The organism is Sphingomonas kyeonggiensis (assembly GCF_014196745.1).
Classification (GTDB): domain Bacteria; phylum Pseudomonadota; class Alphaproteobacteria; order Sphingomonadales; family Sphingomonadaceae; genus Sphingomonas; species Sphingomonas kyeonggiensis.
The window spans coordinates 439,808-456,446 of the sequence record NZ_JACIEH010000003.1; the positions used below are offsets into that span (position 1 = coordinate 439,808).

The 16,639-nt window shown below is 66.0% G+C and carries 14 protein-coding genes and 1 tRNA gene; 11 read left to right on the forward strand and 4 right to left on the reverse strand.

Annotated elements, in window-relative coordinates; translation table 11 throughout:
- The first annotated feature begins 21 nt into the window (after positions 1–21).
- The gene (locus GGR46_RS17260; RefSeq protein WP_183999261.1) at positions 22–1,590 is read left to right on the forward strand and encodes a peptide chain release factor 3; all 1,569 of its coding nucleotides are present in this window, start codon (positions 22–24) and stop codon (positions 1,588–1,590) included.
- Between the two features lie 148 nt (positions 1,591–1,738).
- Here the strand turns inward: GGR46_RS17260 and GGR46_RS17265 are convergent, their stop codons facing one another.
- The gene (locus tag GGR46_RS17265; RefSeq protein WP_183999262.1) at positions 1,739–3,001 is read right to left on the reverse strand and encodes a spinster family MFS transporter; all 1,263 of its coding nucleotides are present in this window, start codon (positions 2,999–3,001) and stop codon (positions 1,739–1,741) included.
- Between the two features lie 75 nt (positions 3,002–3,076).
- The gene (locus tag GGR46_RS17270) at positions 3,077–5,425 is read right to left on the reverse strand and encodes a TonB-dependent receptor (RefSeq protein ID WP_183999263.1); all 2,349 of its coding nucleotides are present in this window, start codon (positions 5,423–5,425) and stop codon (positions 3,077–3,079) included.
- 112 nt (positions 5,426–5,537) lie between these two features.
- Between GGR46_RS17270 and GGR46_RS17275 the strand changes: the two genes are divergently transcribed.
- Both GGR46_RS17275 and GGR46_RS17280 read left to right on the forward strand, forming a co-directional pair.
- On the forward strand, positions 5,538–6,194 hold the full coding sequence (locus GGR46_RS17275) for a TetR/AcrR family transcriptional regulator (protein WP_183999264.1): 657 nt from the start codon (positions 5,538–5,540) through the stop codon (positions 6,192–6,194).
- A 44-nt stretch (positions 6,195–6,238) separates the two neighbouring features.
- A complete protein-coding gene (locus GGR46_RS17280; RefSeq protein ID WP_183999265.1) occupies positions 6,239–6,706 on the forward strand; it encodes a hypothetical protein in 468 nt (155 codons plus the stop codon).
- Here GGR46_RS17280 and GGR46_RS17285 read toward each other — a convergent pair.
- Positions 6,697–7,404: an NAD-dependent deacylase gene (locus GGR46_RS17285; RefSeq protein WP_183999266.1), complete on the reverse strand. Its 708-nt coding sequence runs from the start codon at positions 7,402–7,404 to the stop codon at positions 6,697–6,699. The two genes, GGR46_RS17280 and GGR46_RS17285, sit on opposite strands and share 10 nt — an antisense overlap.
- Positions 7,401–8,546 (reverse strand): hypothetical protein, encoded by a 1,146-nt coding sequence (locus tag GGR46_RS17290; protein WP_183999267.1) that lies wholly within the window; start codon positions 8,544–8,546, stop codon positions 7,401–7,403. The genes GGR46_RS17285 and GGR46_RS17290 overlap by 4 nt, the downstream gene beginning before the upstream one ends.
- 117 nt (positions 8,547–8,663) lie before the next feature.
- Here GGR46_RS17290 and GGR46_RS17295 point away from each other — a divergent pair, with 117 nt between their 5' ends.
- From GGR46_RS17295 to GGR46_RS17330, 8 genes are all read left to right on the forward strand, one after another.
- A complete protein-coding gene (locus tag GGR46_RS17295; RefSeq protein ID WP_183999268.1) occupies positions 8,664–9,014 on the forward strand; it encodes a hypothetical protein in 351 nt (116 codons plus the stop codon).
- A 40-nt stretch (positions 9,015–9,054) separates the two neighbouring features.
- A complete protein-coding gene (gene dapB, locus GGR46_RS17300; protein ID WP_183999269.1) occupies positions 9,055–9,783 on the forward strand; it encodes a 4-hydroxy-tetrahydrodipicolinate reductase in 729 nt (242 codons plus the stop codon).
- A complete protein-coding gene (gene nth, locus GGR46_RS17305; protein ID WP_183999270.1) occupies positions 9,780–10,442 on the forward strand; it encodes an endonuclease III in 663 nt (220 codons plus the stop codon). The genes dapB and nth overlap by 4 nt, the downstream gene beginning before the upstream one ends.
- A 45-nt stretch (positions 10,443–10,487) precedes the next feature.
- A tRNA-Arg gene (locus tag GGR46_RS17310) sits at positions 10,488–10,564 on the forward strand.
- Positions 10,565–10,942: 378 nt separating this feature from the next.
- A complete protein-coding gene (locus GGR46_RS17315; protein ID WP_183999271.1) occupies positions 10,943–12,289 on the forward strand; it encodes an O-antigen ligase family protein in 1,347 nt (448 codons plus the stop codon).
- A 219-nt stretch (positions 12,290–12,508) separates the two neighbouring features.
- On the forward strand, positions 12,509–13,186 hold the full coding sequence (locus tag GGR46_RS17320; protein ID WP_246426202.1) for a polysaccharide biosynthesis/export family protein: 678 nt from the start codon (positions 12,509–12,511) through the stop codon (positions 13,184–13,186).
- Between the two features lie 6 nt (positions 13,187–13,192).
- Entirely contained in the window at positions 13,193–15,412 is a 2,220-nt protein-coding gene (locus tag GGR46_RS17325; protein WP_183999272.1) for a GumC family protein, read from the forward strand.
- Positions 15,409–16,602: a hypothetical protein gene (locus GGR46_RS17330; RefSeq protein WP_183999273.1), complete on the forward strand. Its 1,194-nt coding sequence runs from the start codon at positions 15,409–15,411 to the stop codon at positions 16,600–16,602. Before GGR46_RS17325 ends, GGR46_RS17330 begins: the two co-directional genes overlap by 4 nt.
- Positions 16,603–16,639 lie beyond the last annotated feature (37 nt).

A 16,639-nucleotide genomic window follows, 5' to 3' on the forward strand; every position in this document is an offset into this window, starting at 1 on the left:
ATGCTCTAAAGGCGCGCGATCATGCCAGTTTCAGACCGCCGTACCTTCGCCATCATCTCGCACCCCGACGCGGGCAAGACCACGCTCACCGAAAAGCTGCTGCTGTTCGGTGGCGCGATCCATCTTGCCGGTGAGGTCAAGGCGCGCGGCCAGGCGCGGCGCGCGCGCTCGGACTGGATGAAGATCGAGCAGCAGCGCGGCATCTCGGTGACGTCGTCGGTGATGACCTTCGAGCGGAACGGGGTGACCTTCAACCTGCTCGACACGCCGGGCCACGAGGACTTCTCGGAAGACACCTATCGCACGCTTACGGCCGTGGACTCCGCGGTGATGGTGATCGACGTCGCCAAGGGCATCGAGAGCCAGACGCGCAAGCTGTTCGAGGTCTGCCGGCTGCGCAACGTGCCGATCATCACCTTCGTCAACAAGGTCGACCGCGAAGGCCGCCACGTGTTCGAGACGCTCGACGAGATCGCCGACCTTCTCGCGCTCGACGTGTGCCCGATGACCTGGCCGGTGGGCATGGGCGGCACCTTCGAGGGGATCTTCGACCTGGCCACCAATCGGCTCCTGCTGCCCGAGGGCGACAGCCGCGAATTCCATGGCAAGGTGGTGCAGACCTCGGGCATCGACGATCCGCAGCTGGATGAAATCATCTCGGCCGAGAACCTCGCCAAGCTGCGCGAGGATGTCGAGCTGGCCCAGGCCGGCTATCCGGCGTTCGACGGCGAGGCCTATCGCCACGGCGACCTGACTCCGGTCTATTTCGGCTCGGCGTTGAAGGAATTCGGCGTCGATTCGCTGATCGAGGCGATCGCGACGCACGCGCCGCCGCCGCACGCACTGCCGGCCGAGCCGGCGCCGGTTGCGCCCGACGCCGGGCAGGTCAGCGGCTTCGTGTTCAAGGTCCAGGCGAACATGGACCCCAACCACCGCGACCGCATCGCGTTCATGCGGCTGGTCTCGGGCACCTTCAAGCGCGGCATGAAGCTGACGCCGACCGGGCATGGCAAGCCGATCGCGATCCACTCGCCGATCCTGTTCTTCGCGCGCGAGCGCGAGCTGGCGGACGAGGCGTTTCCGGGCGACATCATCGGCATTCCGAACCACGGCGTGCTGCGCGTCGGCGATACGCTGAGCGAGAAGGCGGACGTGCGCTTCACCGGCCTGCCGAACTTCGCGCCGGAAATCCTGCGCCGCGTGGCGCTCAAGGATCCGACCAAGACCAAGCAGCTGCGCAAGGCGCTGGACGACATGGCCGAGGAAGGCGTGACCCAGGTCTTCTATCCGGAGATCGGATCGAACTGGATCATCGGCGTGGTCGGCCAGCTGCAGCTCGACGTGCTGCTCAGCCGGCTCGATGCCGAATACAAGGTGGCGGCGGGGCTGGAAGTGGCGCCGTTCGAGACCGCGCGCTGGATCACGGCCGAGGATCCCAAGGACCTGGCCGAGTTCATGTCGCTCAACCGCGGCGCGATGGCCAAGGACCGGGACGGCAATCCGGTGTTCATGGCCAAGTCGAACTGGGAAGTCGGCTATGTCGCCGATCGCTATTCGAAGGTGAAGTTCGCGGCGACGCGCGAGCGCTGATCCGGGGTGTCTGCGGGTGGCCGGGCGGTCCCATCCCCGCCCGGCCGTCCCGTAAAGGCATCCCCTCGGAACGCATTTGCATGATCGTGCAAATTCGGAATCTGCGCGATTCAGGAAAGCGCCGAGTCGGAAAACTACCTAGGTAGCCTCAGTCGACCCAGCCCTTGCGCACGTGCCGTGCGGCGAGAAGCGCGAGAATCCCGGCAATTACATAGAAGCCGAGGCAGAACACCGCGCCATAGCGCAGCGCGTCGGCGCCGTAGCTGGTCTTCAGCTCCTCGGACAGGAAGCCCATCAGCAGCGGGCCCAGGCCCATGCCGATCAGGTTGTTGATCAGCAGGAAGCTGCCCGAAGCGGTGGCGCGCATGTGCTGCGGCACCATGTGCTGCACCGCGGTGGTCACCGGGCCGAGCCACAGGATGTTGAGCCCGTTGGGGATCAGCAGCAGCGGCCAGGCGATCCACGGGTTCGAGGTCAGGAAGCCGATCGCGAACAGCGGCGCGGTGATCAGCCAGGCGATGGCGGGCAGCCAAGCGTACCAGGCGCGGTCGCCCTTGCCGAGCCGGTCGGCGAACCAGCCGCCGGCGAACACGCCCGCCGTGCCGCCGATCAGCAGCAGCGACGCCATGAACTGGCCGGTGGTGACCAGGTCGAAGCCGAAATTGCCCATCAGCACCAGCGGCGTCCACAGCGCCAGGCCATAGCCGCACAGCGAGCTGCACGAGGCGCCGAAGGCGAGCAGCCAGAAACCGGGCTTGCCGGCGAGGATGCCGAACACCGCGCTCACCGGCGCCGCATCCCCCTTGGCGGCGGCCGGGCGCGGCACGTCACGCACCACCCAGCGGAACACCGGGGCGATCAGGATGCCGATCACGCCCATGGTGATGAACGCCGCGCGCCAGTCGACCAGGGCGGCGATATAGGCGCCGAGCAGCGTGCCGAGCGCCAGGCCGATCGGGATGCCGAGCGAATAGATGGCGAGCGCGCGGGCGCGCCGCTCGGGCGGGAAATAGTCGCTGATGACGGCATAGGACGGCGCGACGCCGCCCGCCTCGCCGACGCCCACGCCGAGGCGGAACAGGAAGAGCTGCCAATAGCCGGTGGCGAGGCCGCACAGCCCGGTGAACAGGCTCCACACCGCCAGCGCGCCGGCGATCACGCCCGAGCGGCTGGTCCGGTCGGCGAGATAGGCCAGCGGCACGCCCAGCACCGAATAGAGCACCGCGAAGGCCAGCCCGCCGATCGCGCCGAACTCGGTCTTGGTGAGGTGCAGGTCCTCCATGATCGGCTTGGCGAGGATGCCGAGGATCTGCCGGTCGAGGAAGTTGAAGGTGTAGACGAGCAGCAGCATCGCCAGCACCACGCCGCGATAGCCGGAGCGGTCCGCGGGATTTGAAACGGGAGCGTTCATCGCCATACCTCGACATCAAAAGAGCCGGACGTCAAGGGACGTCCGGCTCAAGGAATTAGGTGCAGTGCACCATACTCAGAATTTGAGGCTGAACGACCCGAAGATCTGGCGCGGGTTGCCGTAGAAGGCAGTGGCGACGCCCTCCTTGCCCAGCGTCGGCGTATAGCCGCCGGTCGGGGTCAGGATCGGCGTGCCGTCGATCCGGCTGCTGATATACTGATATCCGGCGGTCTTGTAGCGCACATCGGTCAGGTTCTTGCCGTGGATGCCGATCGAATAGCGCCCGTCGCCGAAGGTGTAGACCAGGTGCGCGTCGAGCAGCGTGTAGCCCGGCTGGTCGAGGAACGGGCTAGCCGTCTCGAACTGGTGGGTCAGGCCGCGATAGGACACGGTGGTGGTGGCGTTGAGATCGCCGCCGGCCACCGGCAGCGCCGCGCCGAGCGTGCCGGCCAGCGTCCAGTCCGGCGTGTTCTGGAACACGCGGACCGCCGAGACGTCCACGCCGGTCGGGCCGATGAAGCGCTTGTACTTGGCGTCGATGTAACCCAGCGCGCCGTTGAAGAAGAAGCTCGACCCCGGGCCGGCAAAGCCGCGTGCCAGCACCGCGTTGGTCTCGAGCTCGATGCCCTTGATGTCGGCCTTCGCCGCATTGGTGGTGATGCCGCAGAAGCTCTGGACGTTGTTGATCAGGCAGCCGACCGAGCCGGGGATCTGGACGTTCGAATAGTCCGAATAGAAGCCGGCCAGCGACCAGTTCAGGCGGCGGTCGAACGCCGCGCCCTTCCAGCCGATCTCATAGCTCTTCACCGTCTCCGGATCGAAGGAGAGGTAGTTGTAGATGTCCTGATAGGTGCGGCCGGCCGCCGGGTTGCTGATCGGTGCCGAAGTGCCCGAGCCGCGCGGATCGAAGCCGCCGCCCTTGAAGCCTTCCGAATAGGACGCATAGACCATGTGGCTCTCGCTCGGCTTGAAGCTGAGCGTCGCGCGCGGGGTGAAGCGCTTGAAATTGGCGGTGCCGCGGAAATCGGTGGACGGCGCGCCGACGGGGATCGGGGTGCCGCCGAAATCCGGGGTCAGGCCGAGATAGCTCGCCTTGAAGACGTAGCTCTTGCGCTGGTCCCAGGTGTAGCGGCCGCCGAGCGTCAGGCTCAGCGCCGGCGTGATGTCATAGGTGAAGTCGCCATAGATCGAGTGCGTCTCGGTGCGCACGTCGCCCGCGGTATAGGCGTTGAACCCGGCAAGGGTGGTTGACAGCAGCACGCCGAAGCCGGTCGTCGCCTTGGCGCCCAGGTAATAATAGCCGAGGATGCCGTTGAGCTTGCTGCCATGGACCAGCGCCTGGAATTCCTGGCTGGTCTGGTTGTTCTTGTAATAGGCCGGCACGTCGACGTCGACCGAGGGCGTCGAATCGAAGTCGATCGGCGTGTAGGACGTATCCTCGCGATAGGCGCTGATGCTGCGCAGCGTGATGTGCTCGCTCACATCGGCGTTGATCGTCATCGAGATGCCGCCCGCCTCGACATTGTTCTTCGGGCTGTTGAGCCCGGCATTGGTGTCGAAGACGTTGGACAGCACCGGCGAGCCGCTCAGCAGGCCCGGGAACAGGCGGTGGCCGTTGCGGGCGTTCGACTTGTCATGGGTGTAGTCGCCGGTGATCCGCACCGACATCTTCTCGTCGGGCGTCTCGAACTCGAGCGTGGCGCGGCCGGCCCAGACATTCTTGTTGTAGTTGTCGATGCCGAGCTTCTTGTTCTCGCCGAACCCGTCGCGGGTCAGCCGGGCGCCCGAGACGCCGAACTTGAGCATCGAGCCGATCGGGGTGGAGGCGCTGACGATCACGTCGGCCTGGTTGTACGAGCCGTAATTGCCGCGGACCGCCAGGGTCGGGCGATCCTCGAGCTTCTTGGTAACGTACTTCACCGCGCCGCCGATGGTGTTGCGGCCATAGAGCGTGCCCTGCGGCCCGCGCAGCACTTCGATCCGCTCGACGTCGTAGATGTCGAGCACCGAGGCCTGGGGACGGTTGAGATAGATGTCGTCGAGATAGATGCCGATGCCGGCCTCGAAGCCCGGGACCGGATCCTGCTGGCCGACGCCGCGGATGAAGGCGGCGAGCGTCGAGTTGGTGCCGCGCGCGTCCTTGAGCGTGGTGTTGGGCGAGGCGATCTGCAGGTCGGTCAGGTCGACCGCGCCGGCCTGGTTGAGCTGGGCCGAGGTGAGCGCGGTCACCGCGGTCGGCACGTCGAGCAGCTTTTCCTCACGGCGGCGGGCGGTGACGACGATCTCACCACTGTCGGCAAGCGCGCTGTCCTGTGCCTCGGGGGCGGCGGAAGCGGCATCCTGCGCAAAGGCAGGCGCGGCGGTGAGCGCCGCGAGGGCAGCGCCCGCGAACAGAATCGAACGAGCGCAATTCAGGCGTGACATGCAGTTATCCCCTCTCCTCGAACCCGTCATTCGTTGCGGGTTGCACCTTGTTTGCCGACGCTATACTGAAACCTGAACCGGGTTTCAACTTGGATCGACAGGGGAAGATGCAATGGCTAGGGTCCGTGGCATGAACGCCACAGCACCGGACCTGCAGGGCGGCGAGGCCGCCAGCGCGGGCAAGGAGCCGCGCACCGAGCGCGGCCGGCGCACGCTGCGCCTGATACTCGACGCGGCGGCCGAGGAATTCGGCGCCAAGGGGTTCCATGACGGGTCGATCAGCGGGATCACGCGCCGGGCCGGCGTCGCGCTGGGCAGCTTCTACACCTATTTCGATTCGAAGGACGACGTGTTCCGCGCGCTGGTGCGCGACATGAGCGAGCAGGTGCGCGAGCATGTCGCCCCGGCGATCAAGGGCGCGACCGGCGGCCAGATCGCGGCGGAGCAGGCGGCGCTGCTCGCCTTCATCCGCTTCGCGCGGACGCACAAGGAGATCTACCGGATCATCGACGAAGCCGAGTTCGTCGATCCCGAGAGCTTCCGCATGCACTATGCGACCACTGCCGAGCGTATCGCCAAGCGCCTGCAGGCCGCGGCGGAGCGCGGCGAGGTGCGCGACGACGTGAACGAGATTCACGCCTGGGCGATCATGGGGATGAACGTGTTCCTGGGGCTGCGCTACAGCGTGTGGCAGGAGGATGTGGACCCCGAGGCGATCGCCGACACCGTCGCATCGATGCTCGCGCGCGGAATCGGGACGGATAGGTAAGTCCCGCCATTGCGGTGCGGGGCGCGGTACCGCATCTTGGGGGCATGGATTTCAGCGACTGGCATGTGGCGCGGGCAAGGGCGCTGTTCACGGTGCTGGCCGAGCGCCACGGCCTGCGCATGCGTGGTGCCGATGCCGGGCCGGACTATCTCGCGCTGGAATTGCCCGTCCAATATGGGCTGCGCATCCCGCTCAAGCTGGTCTGGTCGCGCGATCTGCTGATGATCCGCAGCGACCTGTTCACCGCCGAATTCCATCTCGATGCCGATCCGGAGGCGGAGACCAAGTTCATCGATACGCTGGACGGGCTGGTGAACGGCGCGATCCGCCTGCACCTCTTCTACTGGCCCAAGGCGAAGCGGCCCTACAAGACGCTGCTCCAGCTGCCCCATGGCGAGGGCTGGCGGACGATCTATACCTGGTTCCGCTGGCTGCCCTGGTCGCCGATTGCGCGTGAGGAGGTGTTCGTGAACAGCCGCGCGCCGCATCTCCATGTCGTGGGTCACGCCTGACCGGCGAGCATCTCCTCGACCCATAGGGGCACCAAAGTGCCGGCCGGGCCGAGCCGGGTCTCGCCGAACCAGCTGCTCCCGGCGCTGGGATCGAGGTTGAGCTCGAGTGTCTCCGCGCCGTGATGGCGTGCGGTCTGGACGAAGCCGGCCGCCGGATAGACCGCGCCCGAGGTGCCGATCGAGACGAACAGGTCGGCATCGGCCAGCGCCCGCTCGATCACTTCCATGTGATAGGGCATCTCGCCGAAGAAGACGATGTCGGGGCGGAGCGCCGGGCTGCCGCAATCGGGGCATTCGCTCTCCGGTGGCAGCGACCCTTCCCATTCGCCGCTGTCGCCGCACGCCGCGCAGAGCGCCGATTTCAGCTCGCCATGCATGTGGAGCATCCGGTTGGCGCCGGCGCGCTCGTGCAGGTCGTCGACATTCTGGGTGACGATCAGCAGCCCGCCCTTCCACTCGGCGTCGAGCCGGGCGAGCGCCTGGTGCGCGGGATTGGGCACGACTTCGTCGAGCTTGGCCCGGCGCGCGTCATAGAAGCGGTGGACCAGCTCGGGATCGTGGGCGAGTGCCTCGGGCGTGCAGACATCCTCGACCCGGTGCCCCTCCCACAGTCCGCCCGGCCCGCGGAAGGTGGCGATGCCGCTCTCCGCCGAAAGCCCGGCGCCGGTGAGGATGACGATGTTGTGGATGGCTCTCATTCCGATTTGCCTTCGCCGATCTCATGCGGCCCGATGAGGTCGGGAGGAGGCCAGGCCTGCCCGAGTGATTTTGGTTCCAAACTCGGCGGCTCAGGGACCGCCGCGAAATCCTTCTTCGCCTGAAAGAGGTCGTAGATGAGGGATTTCAGGCTGTCATCGATATCCATTTCGGCCTCTCGCAGGCGTAGGACATACTCGACCTGCTCTGCACTGCGATTGGGATAATCGAGGATGCGAGCGACTTGCTCCGACGAGAAGAAGCGATGCAAATGAGCGTAAGGATCGATACCCTTGGCAATCAGCGGCGTCAGAACGATCTTTGCGAATTGACGGCTGCCGACACGGCGAGCGAGGCTATTGATACCTTCGAAATCCCGTTCCGCCGTAGTTCGATGCCGCGCAAACAGAATTTCAAGGTCACGCCGAAACTTGGCCAGCCCCTCCACGCATTTGGCCGTTATCGCGGAAATCGAGAATGAGTCTGAGGCATTCGTACGAAGGAAACCCTTCACCTCGGAGCCCCAATCGCCAAATGCTAAAAGCTCGCTTGAGGAGAAATGGATGGCTCCGGAAGTTCCTGCACCGTCATTCCGAATATTCCAGTATGGAACCACTACCGAGCCGTGAGAAAGATTGCGACGCAGCTCAAAGATAAACCGATACTCGACAGAGCCGGTCCCTTTTATTCGGAGCGCATCGATCTCGCTCCATATATCAGGCCGTCTCGTCTTGAACCGTCGAAGCGTATCAACGGTCCCGACATACGCAGCGCAGAAGGCCATCACCTCCTTCTGGGCCGGGTTTTCTACGGTCTGCCGAATGTGATCCTCAAAAGAATCCTTGGTCTGAGCGAAAGCCGTTAAAGCAGCTTCGGCGCGTGCGAGATCGAGATGTGCGGCTAACGCTGCGGAGATTAAGGCATCGAGGCCGACCCGCAACTTGTGCTCTTTCCAATAGACGTGCTCTCGCATGAGGACGTGGCGATCAACCCGCCAGATTATCGCGCGGACAATCGGCTCAGGAGTTGGTAGCTCACCCTTCTTCAAACCCTCCGCTATCGCTATTGCGGCGACTTCCTTTCGATCATGTTCGGCTTGCGCGAATTCTTCGAAGGTCGGTGGACTCGGGGCGCCAGTGCTCATGTCTCTCAAAGTTTTCTTCCCAGGTCTCGCGGTCTGGCGAGGATACTAGGCCGCAGCTGTCGCTCGGCAAGGTAACCCGCCACGTCCTTGCCGCAAATCGCGCGTTCACTCCCTTTCATGCTCGCAACCCTACTCCTCGTTGCGCTCGCCCCGCAGGATCGGGCGCCGATCTTCCCCAGCCCCGATGAGCTGGGCGACGCCGCGATGGTGCCGAAGCGTCCCTGCCGTCCGGGTGGCGACACGATCACGGTGTGCGGCAATCCGAACGGCATGCGCCTGCCCACCCTCGACGAGGCGCGCTGGGCGGAGAAGCCGCTGCGTCCCGACTTCCGCTTCCCCGGCGGTGGCAGCGGCACGGTGGCGGCGGTCCAGCGCGAATTGCCCGGCGCCAAGGGCGTCGGGCTGATGGTCACGGCCAGCATCCCGCTCGGCAGGAAGCCGAAGAAGCAGGACGAGGACGCGAAATAACCCTATTGCACGCTCCCGCCGCTGTGCCAGAGGAGCGGACATGACCAGCATCGGCATCTATGGCAGCCTCGGCCGTATGGGGCAGGCGATCGCGGCGGTGGCGCCCGAGATGAACGCACGCATTGCCGGCGGCGCCGACGTCAAGGACGATCCCGGCGCGATTGCAGCCGAAGCAGACGTGCTGATCGACTTTTCCGCCGCCCAGGCGCTCGAGGCGCATCTCGCCGCCGCGCGTGCCGCCGGCAAGCCGATCGTGGTGGGCACCACCGGCCTCTCCCTCCAGCATCACGCGCTGATCGACGCGGCGGCGCAGGAGATCGCGGTGCTCCAGACCGGCAACACCTCGCTCGGCATCGGGTTGCTCCAGCGGCTGGTGCGCGAGGCGGCGCAGCAGCTCGGCGCCGACTGGGACATCGAGATCGTCGAGATGCATCATCGCCACAAGGCGGATGCGCCTTCGGGCACGGCGCTGATGCTCGGCAATGCCGCCGCCACGGGCATGGGCACGACCCTTGCCGAGGCCGAGGTGACGGACCGCGCCGGCACGGTCGGGCCGCGCGCCACGGGCACGATCGGTCTGGCGAGCCTGCGTGGCGGTTCGGTGGTGGGCGATCACAGCGTGGTCTTCGCCACCGCCGGTGAGCGGATCGAGCTCACCCACCGTGCCGACGACCGTGCGATCTTCGCGCGGGGCGCGGTGCGCGCGGCGCTGTGGCTCGCGGACAAGCCGGCGGGCCGCTATACGATGGACCAGGTGCTGGGCGGGTGAAGAAGGCGGACGTCTTCGAGTTCTTCTCGCGCCTGGCCGCGGACAATCCCAATCCCGAGACCGAGCTCGAATCGGTCAACGACTATACGCTGCTCGTCGCGGTGGTGCTCTCGGCCCAGGCGACCGATGCCGGGGTCAACAAGGCTACCCGCGCGCTGTTCCGTGAGGTCGATACGCCCGCCAAGATGGTCGCGCTGGGCGAGGACGGGCTCAAGCAGCACATCAAGACGATCGGGCTGTTCAACACCAAGGCGAAGAACGTGATCGCCCTGTCCGAGGCGCTGATCCGCGATCATGGCGGGCAGGTGCCCGATGACCGCGACGCACTCGAACTGCTGCCGGGCGTCGGGCGCAAGACCGCGAACGTGGTGATGAACGTCGCGTTCGGCGCGGAGACCTTCGCGGTCGACACGCACATCTTCCGCGTCGGCAACCGGACCGGGCTGGCGCCGGGCAAGACGCCGCTGGCGGTGGAGAAGAAGCTGGAGAAAGCGGTGCCCCAGCCCTTCCGCCTGCACGCGCATCACTGGCTGATCCTGCACGGCCGCTACACCTGCAAGGCGCGCACGCCGGAGTGCTGGCGCTGCGTGGTCGAGGACCTGTGCCCCTACAAGCCCAAGACCCCGGCGCCCAAAAAGAAGGCGGCCCCGGCGCATTGAACCACTGGCGCGGCGGCAAAGGCTTTGCTACGCGCCCTGTTCCAGGCACCCGTAGCTCAGCTGGATAGAGCGCTGCCCTCCGAAGGCAGAGGCCACAGGTTCGAATCCTGTCGGGTGCGCCAATTTTTTGAAGAGCCTCGCATAAGCTCGCGCGCGCGTTCGCGCTTGCGAACCCTGGCGGGTTCGAGAATGCGCGTTCGGGGTGTCCGAACGTGTCGAGCGCCACTTGCTTCGCATGCCCTGAAGTCGACCGGGATACTCGCATGGAGAAGCGAAAGCCGGTATCGGCCTGAGGCGATCGGTTGCGAGGCGCCTGCGCTTTTCGTAAGGCCGTCCTCTTCGCTTTTCGAAAGTGTGCAGGGCTTTGCGTATCTGTCCGCCGTTGCCGCAGCTGGCATGCCCTCCATGGTATCAGCAGTTCAAGACAGGGGCGTGCGGGCGTGCATAGAGTTCATGGGAGCGGAAAGCGTTCGCTTGGGGGAAGCCCGCGCGGGAGCGCGTTGGCCCGGATATCCTCCCTGCCGTGGAATGTCTGGATCGCGCTGTCGTTCTGGCTGGTCCTGCTGTTCTTCGGCGGGGCGTCGCGAGGCGACGAGCCTGCGCAGGTCGCGGTTCGGGTAGCCGCGGTGGTCTTGCTGGCCGCGCTCTGGTCCGCGCGACATGAGGCGCGGCCGGAGCTGAAGCCATTATTCTGGCTGCTGCTCTCGATCGCGACGTTGATCGGGATGCAACTGGTTCCCCTGCCGCCTGGTTTATGGACGGCGCTGCCCGGCCGAGAGCCCTATGCGGCGCTCGCCGGAGCCCTTGGGGTCGAGCAGCCTTGGCGGCCGATCAATCTGGCGCCGTCGCTGGGCTGGAACGCGCTTGTGGCGCTGCTGCCCTGTTTCGCAGTTCTGATGGCCATCGTGTCGATCGGCCGCAAGCGCCTGAGCCTTACACTTGCCGCCATTTGTATCGCGGCGGTGGTCAGCGCGCTGCTCGGCGTCGCGCAGCTGGGGGAAGGCGAGACGCCGCTTTTCCGGGCCTATCGGATCTTCACGGCTTCCCAGCCGAGCGGAATCTTCGCCAATCGCAACCATCAGGCGCTTCTGTTGGCGCTGGCAATTCCGTGCCTGGCAGTGTGGGGAGTGGGGCGCGAGAAGACCCGGGCGATGGTCGCGCTTGGCGCGGCGTTGCTGCTGGTCGTCGCGTTGCTCGCGACGGGATCGCGCGCGGGATTGCTGCTTCTCGTGCCGAGCCTTGCCGCGAGCGCCTATTTCAGCCGGTCGCTTTTCGCCAAGGGGCGTGCGCGGCGATGGGCGATCATCGCCGTGGTCGCGCTGGCGGCCGCCGTCATCGGCGCCATGATCGCGGCGGATCGCTCCGCATCGCTCCAGCGGCTGTTCACCGCCGATGCGGTGGCGGACAAGCGCTCGGCGAATTTCGCGGCGCTCGTCGAGATGGCGAAGGCTTTCTTCCCGTTCGGCTCCGGGTTCGGATCCTTCGAGCCGGTGTTCCGCCGGTTCGAGCCGTTCCAGACGCTCACCTTCACCTATTTCAACCAGGCGCACAACGACCCGTTGCAGGTGGTGATCGAGGGCGGCTTGCCGGGCGTCCTGATCGTCCTTGCCTATCTGGTGTTCTGGACCCGGCATTCCCTGCGCGCCTGGTTCCGCCCGGCCCCGGCGAACAGCCTGGCCCAGCTGGGCAGCGTCGTCACTGCGCTCTGCATGGGGGCGAGCGTGGTCGATTACCCGTTGCGGACTCCGCTGATCGCCTGCGTCTTCCTGGTGGCGAGCGCATGGCTCGCATCTGGTGCCGCGGCGGGGACTGGGGCCGGCCCGGCTCGGCCATCACGGAGTGCGTGATTTCGCGCGATCGTGTGGCGGGCCGCCGAGCCGCCGCTCCGGTACGACTGGGGGAATCGGCAATGGTAAGTCTCGGTTGGGCCTGCCTTATGTGACGGGGAGCTTTGCTCTTTACCCCCATCGGCCCTTAAACTAAGACCGCCACGCCAGATCTCCGGTATTCTCAGGAAAGTAAGCGTGAACAGACTGTTTTCTCTGGTAATAGCTTGCGCGTGCGCTTTGTCGCTGGGTTCCTGTGGCGGAACGCCCCGCGTCGAGAGCAGCAGCCAGCTCGCCGTTCTGAACGATGTCTCCCTGCCGCTTCCGGTGCGCAGCGACCTGGTTGCGCCCGATCGGGTCGCGCTGATCGGTCCGCTCGACACCATTTCCGTTGACGTGTTCAACGTGCCCGAGCTCTCGCGCGAAGTGCAGGTCGATGCCAGCGGTCGCATCAACATGCCCCTGATCGGCGCGATCGACGTGAGCGGCACCACGGCGATCGAATTGTCCCGCGCGATCGAGGATCGCCTCCGGAACCGGTATGTCCGCAACCCGAACGTGGTGGTGAACCTCAAGGGCTCGGTCAGCCAGGTCGTGACGGTGGACGGCGAGGTCAAGGAGCCGGGCCTCTATCCGGTGACCAACCAGATGACGCTGATGCGCGCGATCGCGTCCGCCAAGGGCCTGAGCGACTATGGCCGGCTCGAGGACGTCGTCGTTCTGCGCACCGTCAACGGCAAGCGTTATGCGGGCCTCTACAATCTCGGTGCGATCCGGCGGGGTGTGTACGATGACCCGTACATCTACGCCAATGACGTCGTGGTGGTCGGCAATTCGCCCGCCCGGCGCATGTTCCGTGATATTCTGACGGTTGCTCCCTTGCTGGTCGCGCCGGTCGTCGCGCTTATTCAGAAGTAAATCCATATGACCAGATTTGACGGCAGCGTCGATTTCTCGACCCTCCAGGATGAAGGCGATCTCGCGCCGGTGCGATCCGGTCACAGGATCGTCGCGAACAGTCGCAGCGTGATCCAGCAATATTGGGCGATGGCGTTCCGCTGGCGCAAGCCGTTGCTGGCGACCGTCATCGGCTTCATCCTCGCGGGGATCATCGTCACGTTCCTGATGACGCCGCAATATACCGCGTCGTCGCTGATCGAGATCGCGCGCGAGGGAAACCGGATCGCCCCGGTGCAGGGCGTGGAGCGCGAAGCGACCGACCAGGATCTGGAATTCTACCAGACCCAATATGGCCTGCTCCAGTCGAATGAGCTGGCGGAGAGCGTCGTCGACGAGCTGAAGCTCGCCGACAATGCCGCCTTCTTCGACATGTTCGGCGTGCGGCCCCAGGGGCGCAACGCCGACGGTGTTCTGGACCCGGCGAAGCGCGAGGCGCGCCGCAAGCAGGCTGGCGAAGCGCTTCTGAAGCGCATTTCGATCAACCCCGTGCGTTTGTCGCGGCTCGTGAACGTCAGTTTCACCAGCCCCGATCGCGTTCTCTCGGCGAAGATCGTGAACGCCTGGGTGAAGCGCTTCATCCGCACGACGCTGGAGCGGCGCTACGAGGCGACCTCCTATGCGCGCAGCTTCCTCGAGAGCCGGCTTGGCCAGCTTCGCACCCGCGTCGAGGAATCCGAGCGCCAGCTCGTCGACTTCGCTTCGCGTGAGCGCCTGATCAACATCCCGGCCGCCGATGGCGCGAAGGGTGCGGGCGGCGGCGAACGTTCGATCCTGGCCGAGAATCTCGCTGCCCTGAACGCAGAGCTGACCCAGGCCGAGGCGGACCGTATCCGCCAGGGATCGCGCCTCGATTCCGCGCGCAACGGCGCAGTGCCGGAAGCGCTGCAGAATACGGCAATCGCCGGGCTGCGTCAGCGGCGCGCCGAATTGGCGGCCGAGTACCAGAAGATGATGGTGCAGTTCGAGCCGCAATATCCGGCGGCCCAGGCGCTCAAGTCGCAGATCGACAAGCTGGACGAGAGCATTTCGCGCGAGCAGTCCCGCGTGTCCGAATCGATCCGGAACAACTATCGCGACAGCTCGGTTCGCGAAGCCGAGCTCGGCCGCAACGTCGACCGGTTGAAGAACGAGCTGCTGGACCAGCGCCGCCGGACCATCCAGTACAATATCTATCAGCGCGAGGCGGATACGAACCGTCAGCTCTATGATGCGCTGCTGCAGCGGTACAAGGAGATCGGCGTCGCCAGCGGCGTGGGTGTCAACAACATCTCCGTTGTCGACGAGGCCGATGTTCCCACGCGTCCGTCGAGCCCGCGCCTGCTGCTGAACCTCATTCTGTCGATCATCGCCGGCCTGGGCGCCGGAGCGCTGCTGGTGTTCATCCTCGAGCAGACGGCCGATGCGTTCGACGATCCCGCGCAGGTCGGCGAGGAGCTGCACATCCCGCTGCTGGGCGTCACGCCCAAGGTGCCGGAGAATGCGACCAACGAAGCAATCCTGGATCGCAAGTCGAGCCTGACGGAAGCCTATCTGTCGGTCGAGACCAACCTGCGCTTCTCGACCAATCACGGCCTGCCGCGCTCGCTCTCGGTCACGAGCTCGCGGCCTGCCGAAGGCAAGTCCACCACGGCGCTCGCCGTGGCGACCTTGCTGGCCCGTGCCGGCAAGCGGGTGCTCCTCGTCGATGGCGACATGCGCAAGCCGTCGCTCCATGTGCGGCTCGGGCTGGTGAACACCGCGGGCCTCAGCGATTACCTGGTGGGCGCGCGCCCGCTCGGCGAGCTGCTGCACAAGGTCGATCGGTTCGGGCTCACCGCAATGCCGTCCGGTCCCCAGCCGCCCAACGCCGCCGAGCTGCTGGTGAGCGACCGTTTCGGCGAGGTCGTGGCCGAGCTTTGCGAGCAGTTCGACCATGTGGTGATCGACTCGCCGCCCATCATGGGACTGGCCGATGCCCTTCTGATCGGTTCGCGCGTCGAGGGTGTGCTGTTCGCCATCCAGGCGCATGGCATCAGCCGGCGGATGGCCACGGTGGCCCTGCAGCGCCTGCGCAACGCGCATGTGCGGGTCTTTGGTGGCGTCCTGGTGCGTTTCGAGACCAAGCGCAGCCATCTCGGCTATGGCTATGACTATGGCTATGGCTATGGCCGCGAGGGCGATCTGGCCGAAGACGCGAAGGCATGACGGTACGCGCGTCCGTTCTCAGACACGGGCCGCGTGCGTTGACCATCGTTGCGGCGGCCCTCTCGCTTGTCGTGGTCGGTCAGGTGGCCGTATCCATGAACGCGTCGAATGCTCCGGCCGGAACCGTGCTCCGGTACGTGCCGGGCGATGCGCACGCGACGGCGCGGCAGGCCTGGGATCTGGCGCAGACGGGCAAGACGCGGGATGCCTGGTCTTCGGCGCGGCAGCTGGCGGTGCGCGCCCTGGCGAAGGAGCCGACGGACATTATCGCGGTCCGCGCCGCCGCATTGGCGTCGGCGCAGTCGGGGAACCTCCCGCGCGCGGGCAAGCTCTTCGACTATGCGGAGGCGCTGACCCGGCGCGACCTCATCACGCATATCTGGTTCATCGAGAACGCCGCGGAGCGCGGAGACGTCGCGACGGCGCTTCGGCACTACGACCTCGCGCTACGAACCTCCCGCGCGGCGGGGACGCAGCTGTTCCCCGTGCTGGCGCATGCGACGTCGGATCCCGAGATCGCACGGCAACTGGCGGATTTCCTCGCTTCCGGTCCGCCCTGGGCGGACGGTTTCTACAGAACGCTCATCGGGCAGGACGTGCCGCCCGAAACCGTCGCGAGTTTCGTGCAGCGACTGCATGCGCGGGGGGTGAAGCTGCCGAACGAGGTTCTGGACGGGGCGATAGCCAATCTGGCGGCCGCCCAGCGGGCGGATCTCGCCTGGAAGCTCTATCAGGCCACGGCGCCGGCATCGGCGGCGTCTCTCCTGCGGAACGGCAGCTTCGATCGTGCCGACCGTGCGGTCCCCTTCGAGTGGCAATATGCGCAGGAAGGCTCGATCGCCGCTTCGCGTGAGGCGGAGGAAAAGTCCTTCGTTCTGGCTTTCCGCGCGGAAGGGGGCGCCAGCGGCGAGATCGCCCGCCAGATGATCGCGCTTGCGCCGGGCCGTTACCGGCTCGAAGCGGACGTTGGACTGGACAAGGCGGACAATCTGCGCCTCGAGTGGCAGGTCGCCTGTGTGGGCCAGGCGCAGCCGCTGGCGAAGCTGCCTGCGGAGTCAGCGGCGGTCTTCAGCGTGCCCGCCGGGCAGTGCCCGCAGCAATGGCTGGCATTGAAGCTGGTGCAGGCCGCGGATACGGCAGCCGAGGGACGCGTGGCCAATGTGCGATTGCAGCCCCAGCCGGGGAGCTGAGGAATTCCTATGAAAGACGTGCTTCGCTCCCCCGCGA